At 60.2% G+C, this 5,490-nt stretch carries 5 protein-coding genes and 1 tRNA gene; 5 read left to right on the forward strand and 1 reads right to left on the reverse strand.

The window, feature by feature from the left end; genetic code table 11:
- Window positions 1–83: 83 nt before the first annotated feature.
- Complete coding sequence (locus tag AC2FJ5_RS21185) at window positions 84–671, reverse strand: TetR/AcrR family transcriptional regulator (RefSeq protein WP_496794504.1); 588 nt, start codon at window positions 669–671, stop codon at window positions 84–86.
- 100 nt (window positions 672–771) lie between these two features.
- Here AC2FJ5_RS21185 and AC2FJ5_RS21190 point away from each other — a divergent pair, with 100 nt between their 5' ends.
- The 5 genes from AC2FJ5_RS21190 (at window position 772) to AC2FJ5_RS21210 (ending at window position 5,490) form a co-directional block, all read left to right on the forward strand.
- Window positions 772–1,020, forward strand: a complete 249-nt coding sequence (locus AC2FJ5_RS21190) for a hypothetical protein (protein WP_142634680.1) — start codon at window positions 772–774, stop codon at window positions 1,018–1,020.
- 124 nt (window positions 1,021–1,144) lie between these two features.
- A complete protein-coding gene (locus tag AC2FJ5_RS21195; RefSeq protein ID WP_282027476.1) occupies window positions 1,145–2,431 on the forward strand; it encodes a homoserine dehydrogenase in 1,287 nt (428 codons plus the stop codon).
- 69 nt (window positions 2,432–2,500) lie between these two features.
- Entirely contained in the window at window positions 2,501–3,484 is a 984-nt protein-coding gene (glpX, locus tag AC2FJ5_RS21200; RefSeq protein ID WP_271946243.1) for a class II fructose-bisphosphatase, read from the forward strand.
- A gap of 91 nt (window positions 3,485–3,575) precedes the next feature.
- Window positions 3,576–5,318: a single-stranded-DNA-specific exonuclease RecJ gene (gene recJ, locus AC2FJ5_RS21205; RefSeq protein ID WP_496794505.1), complete on the forward strand. Its 1,743-nt coding sequence runs from the start codon at window positions 3,576–3,578 to the stop codon at window positions 5,316–5,318.
- A gap of 97 nt (window positions 5,319–5,415) precedes the next feature.
- Window positions 5,416–5,490 (forward strand) — tRNA-Glu (locus tag AC2FJ5_RS21210).

The following is a 5,490-nucleotide window of genomic DNA, read 5'->3' on the forward strand; positions in this document are numbered from 1 at the left end:
CATGAACACCCGGACCGAGCTGGAACAGGCTTTTCGCGAATTGCGCAACGGGACGTTTATTCGGCCGGCACATTGACTGCCCCTCAAGCAGTCATCGCCTTTCGGACCATGTCCCAATAGACGGCTTCAACCTCGTCCAGCGAAAGCCGCCCACCGGCGCGATACCACGTCATGACGCCGTTCAGCATGGCGATGACCGCCAATGTTGCAATCTTCGTATCCGCGACCGCAAAGATACCCGCCCGCTGACCTTCGCGCAAAATGGCTTCAAGCCCGTCTTCATACTTGCGGCGCAGATCCTCTATTTCGGCGAAGTTTTCGGGCGTGAGGTTCCGAAGTTCCATATAGGCGATGAATACCTCGTCAGGGCGCTGCAGGTGGAACCGGATATGAAATCCGACAAACCGACGCAAAGCAACCTGCGGATCGCCAGTTTGCTTTTGCTCGCCATAGGCGGACAACAAATCCTGCATATGGTCGCGCATCAAACGGAACAGAAGGCTCTGCTTATCCGGGGTGTAATTGTACAATGCCCCGGCCTGCACCCCAACCTCGCTCGCAATTTTCCGCATGGAAACAGCAGCATACCCATGGCGCGCGAAAAGCCGAAGCGCTGCCTGCCGGATACGCGGGCCGGTAATGTCCGAGTGTGAGCCTTGTGTACGTGCCATGTATCCACCATATCTGAACGGATGTTCAGATAGAAGCCCGCTTGAAACGACCGGACAAAAAGTGCATCACCGATGCCAGTTGCCACAATAAGGTTTCATCATGAAGCCCCTTCTTCTTCTGCCCCTAGTTTTGCTCTGCCTGGGATGCACCAATTTTCCCGAGCTGAAAGACCGCGAAGGGCCAAATGTGCAATCGGCCCCCTACCCCAAATTAACCCCACTGGCAGATGTTTTCGCTGTGCCTGTTGACCCGCTGTACGAAGCGGCAGAGGTCGAAAGTGAATTGACCGACCGCAGCAAGGCGTTGAAGAAAAAGGCAACGGCATTGCAAAACGCTCAGACCAATTAATCCTCAGGTTTTCTGTGGCCCGGCATGGGTGTCGCGGATTGCGCCTCGGCGCCGAACCCGCTAAGGCAGCGGGAACGGGGAAACACCCCAGATTAGGATTATCGAGCGGAAAGGAACCCACAGGATGACACAGGCGCTGCGGCTTGGAATTGCGGGCTTGGGAACTGTTGGTGTGGGTGTCGTCAGGATCGTGCGCCGCCATGCCGACCTGCTGCAGGCACGAACGGGTCGTCCCATCCAGATCACAGCGGTTTCCGCGCGTGACGCTGGCAAGGATCGCGGTGTGAACCTGTCGGATTATGCCTGGGAAACTGACCCTGTCGCTTTGGCGCAGCGCGACGATATTGATGTTTTTGTTGAACTGATGGGCGGGGAAAACGGACCTGCCAAAGCCTCGGTCGAAGCGGCGCTAGCCAGTGGTAAGGATGTCGTCACCGCCAACAAGGCCCTGTTGGCCATTCACGGTCAGGAACTGGCCGAAATGGCCGAAGCCGCGGGCCGTGTGATCCGCTTCGAAGCGGCCGTGGCTGGCGGCATTCCAGTGATCAAATCCCTGACCGAAGGACTTGCGGGCAACGAAATCACCCGCGTCATGGGAGTGATGAACGGCACCTGCAACTATATCCTGACCCGGATGCAATCGCAGCGGCAGGGATATAACGCCCTGTTCGACGAATGCGCGCAGCTGGGTTACCTTGAAGCCGATCCAAATCTGGATGTGGGCGGGATAGACGCCGCCCATAAACTGGCGCTGCTTGCCTCAATCGCATTCGGCACCAAACCGAATTTCGACGGGATCGAGATCGAAGGCATTCAGCAGATCAGTCTGGATGACATCGACCAGGCCCATGACATGGGATACCGGATCAAACTGTTGGGCGTGGCTCAGCGCACGGCACGGGGGCTTGAACAGCGGATGCAGCCGTGTCTGGTGCCCAGTGACTCGCCCCTGGGCCAGCTTGAAGGCGGCACCAATATGGTGGTGATCGAAGGCGACGCGGTCGAGCAGGTTGTTCTGCGTGGCCCCGGAGCAGGCGAGGGTCCAACGGCCAGCGCGGTGATGGGCGATGTCTGCGATCTGGCACGTGGGCTTCAGATTCCGACCTTCGGCCGCCCTGCCAGTTCTTTGCAGGACGCAGTGCCAGCGCTGACTGGTCGCCCTGCCCCCTATTATCTGCGTCTGGGTCTGCTGGACAAACCCGGCGCCTTGGCCAAAATTGCGGCCATCCTGGGCGATGCCGGGGTCTCGATTGATCGCATGCGCCAATACGCTCATGCGGAAAGCACCGCGCCGGTTCTGATAGTTACCCACAAAACCACCCGAGCCACGCTGGATGTCGCCTTGCTGGGCCTGCACGAGACCGATGTTGTTTCGGGCACACCGGTTGCTTTGCGGATTGAAGAGGTTTGACCCTTGCGGCCTGCACGATACGCAGGCTATGCCGGACAAGACGCCGATACTGACCTGAGGATAGTGAAAATGAGTGCTGCCAAGATCGATTTCAATGACCGCCTGTTGTCTCTGGGCCTGGCGCGGGTTGCGGAACAGGCTGCGCTTGCTTCGGCGTCGCTGGTTGGACGGGGCGATGAAAAGGCCGCTGACCAGGCTGCTGTGAATGCCATGCGCGAACAGTTGAACCTGCTGGATATCGCCGGTGTTGTCGTGATCGGTGAAGGCGAGCGCGACGAAGCGCCGATGCTGTACATTGGCGAAGAGGTCGGGTCCGGCAATGGTCCCGGCGTCGACATCGCGCTGGACCCGCTGGAAGGCACCACGCTGACCGCCAAGGACATGCCCAACGCGTTGACTGTCATTGCGATGGGTCCGCGCGGATCAATGCTGCATGCGCCGGACGTCTATATGGACAAACTGGCCGTTGGCCCGGGCTTCCCCGAAGGCGTTGTCAGCCTGGACATGAGCCCGCGCGAGCGTGTCGAAGCGCTGGCCAAGGCCAAGGATTGCGAGCCTGCCGACATTACCGTCTGCATTCTGGAACGCCCTCGGCATGAGGCTATGATTGCCGAAGTTCGCGAAACCGGTGCATCTATCCGCCTGATCACCGATGGTGATGTTGCTGGCGTCATGCACTGCGCCGAAAGCGAAGTCACCGGGATCGACATGTATATGGGCCAAGGCGGCGCACCCGAAGGTGTTCTGGCCGCCGCAGCGCTGAAATGTATGGGCGGGCAGATCTTTGGTCGCCTGCTGTTCCGCAATGATGACGAACGCGGCCGCGCAGCCAAAGCGGGCATCACCGATCTGGACCGCATCTATTCGCGCGATGAGATGGTAACCGCCGATGTGATCTTTGCCGCAACCGGCGTCACCGGCGGCTCTTTGCTGCCGCGTATCAAGCGCGAGCCGGGCTGGGTTGAAACCACCACTCTGCTGATGCGGTCGAAAACCGGGTCGGTTCGGCGCATGTCCTACCGCACGCCGACGTGGTCGCATAGCGACGGCTAAGTTCTTGCGCCTGACCATCGTGCAGGGCTATCCATAGAAATGATAAGGCCGGGTCCGCGAGGGTCCGGCCTTGGCACATCAGGGGCAGGACATGAGCTTTCTTGGGGTTGAACATTCACTGTCTGCACGTCGATGGGTCGGCCCCTCGGCGGATGTAGAGCGCGCGACCGAGATGCTGGTACAACAAGCCGGATTGCCTCGGGCCGTCTGTCAGGTTCTGGCCCGGCGCGGTGTTCCAGCAATGGAAGCTCCGGGATTTCTAGAACCCAAGCTGAAAGAGCTGTTGCCCGATCCGCGCGCGATGAAAGACATGGAAACCGCTGCAACGCGATTTCTGACTGCGGTCCGTCTAAAGCAGCGCATTGCGATCTTTGCCGATTATGACGTGGATGGCGGCAGCTCGGCTGCTCTGCTACTCACGTGGTTGCGTCAGATGGGCCTGCAGGCGACGCTCTATGTGCCTGACCGGATTGATGAGGGCTATGGCCCCAATGTCCCGGCGATGCAGGAACTGGCCGCCGCGCATGACCTGATTATCTGCGTCGATTGCGGAACCCTCAGCCATGAACCCATCGCCGCCGCAAAGGGGGCCGATGTCATCGTCCTGGACCACCACCTTGGTGGTGAAACTTTGCCCGATTGCGTGGCCGTGGTGAACCCGAACAGACAGGACGAAAGCGGCGATCTTGGCTATTTTTGTGCCGCCGCCGTCGTGTTCCTGATGCTGGTCGAGGCCGGACGGCAATTGCGCGAAGCGGGTGCAAAAGGGCCTGACCTGATTGCCATGCTGGATCTTGTGGCGCTGGCCACAGTGGCGGATGTGGCCCCGTTGATCGGTGCAAACCGTGCGCTCGTGCGTCAGGGGCTGAAGGTCATGGCGCAACGACAAAGACCGGGTCTGGTGGCGCTGTCGGATGTGGCGCGGATGGATTCCGCGCCCAACAGCTATCATCTGGGGTTCATGCTGGGCCCGCGCGTCAACGCAGGGGGCCGGATCGGCCAGGCCGATCTGGGTGCCCGGCTGCTCAGCACCGATTCAACCCATGAAGCAGAGGCTCTGTCCCAACGGCTGGACGAGTTGAACACCGAGCGGCGCGATATTGAAAATGCGGTTCGGGCAGCCGCCATGGAACAGGCCGAAGAACGCGGCCTTGATGCGCCCTTGGTCTGGGCGGCCGAGGAAGGCTGGCATCCGGGCGTTGTCGGCATCGTCGCGTCGCGCCTCAAAGAAACCGCAAACCGCCCGGCCATCGTCATCGGTCTGGACGGGGATGAGGGCAAAGGATCGGGCCGATCCGTGAGCGGTGTCGATCTGGGCGCTTCGATTCAGCGGCTGGCTGCGGAAGGTCTGTTGGTCAAGGGCGGCGGCCACAAGATGGCGGCTGGCCTGACGGTCATGCGTGATCAGCTGGAACCGGCGATGGAACGGCTCAGCGAATTGCTGGCAAAACAAGGGGCAGGTCAAACCGGCCCTGCTGACCTGAAACTGGAAGGCGCACTTATGCCCGGCGCGGCCACTGTCGATCTGATTGAACAGATTGAAAAAGCAGGGCCTTTCGGCGCCAGTGCTCCGGCTCCGCGGTATGCCTTTCCGGACTTACAGGTGCGCTTTGCCAAGCGGGTCGGCGACTCCCATCTGAAGCTGTCGCTATCGGACGGGGTGGGTGCCGGGTTGGATGCCATTGCGTTTGGCGCCTTTGACGGACCAATGGGGGAACGGCTGACCAATCACGGCGGCGCGCGCTTTCATTTCGCCGGACGACTTGAGGTAAACACATGGGGTGGACGGCAAACCGTACAACTCAGATTGGAAGATGCCGCCGAAGCGATCTAAGGCCGCATTCGCCACCGCAAAAAACTTTCACAACCCTGCGTTTTTCGGCTTGCGGGGGTCAGAGTGAAACCGTAAAAGGCCCCCCACAAGCTAGCGTGGCCCGTTCGTCTATCGGTTAGGACGCCAGGTTTTCAACCTGGAAAGAGGGGTTCGATTCCCCTACGGGCTACCA

It is taken from the genome of Ruegeria sp. CDSA221 (genome assembly GCF_059611825.1).

Bases quoted from the DNA above. Each gene is read 5' to 3' on its own strand.
- AC2FJ5_RS21185 (WP_496794504.1), bottom strand. From the start codon at position 671: ATGGCACGTACACAAGGCTCACACTCGGACATTACCGGCCCGCGTATC.
- AC2FJ5_RS21190 (WP_142634680.1), top strand. From the start codon at position 772: ATGAAGCCCCTTCTTCTTCTGCCCCTAGTTTTGCTCTGCCTGGGATGC.
- AC2FJ5_RS21195 (WP_282027476.1), top strand. From the start codon at position 1,145: ATGACACAGGCGCTGCGGCTTGGAATTGCGGGCTTGGGAACTGTTGGT.
- glpX (WP_271946243.1), top strand. From the start codon at position 2,501: ATGAGTGCTGCCAAGATCGATTTCAATGACCGCCTGTTGTCTCTGGGC.
- recJ (WP_496794505.1), top strand. From the start codon at position 3,576: ATGAGCTTTCTTGGGGTTGAACATTCACTGTCTGCACGTCGATGGGTC.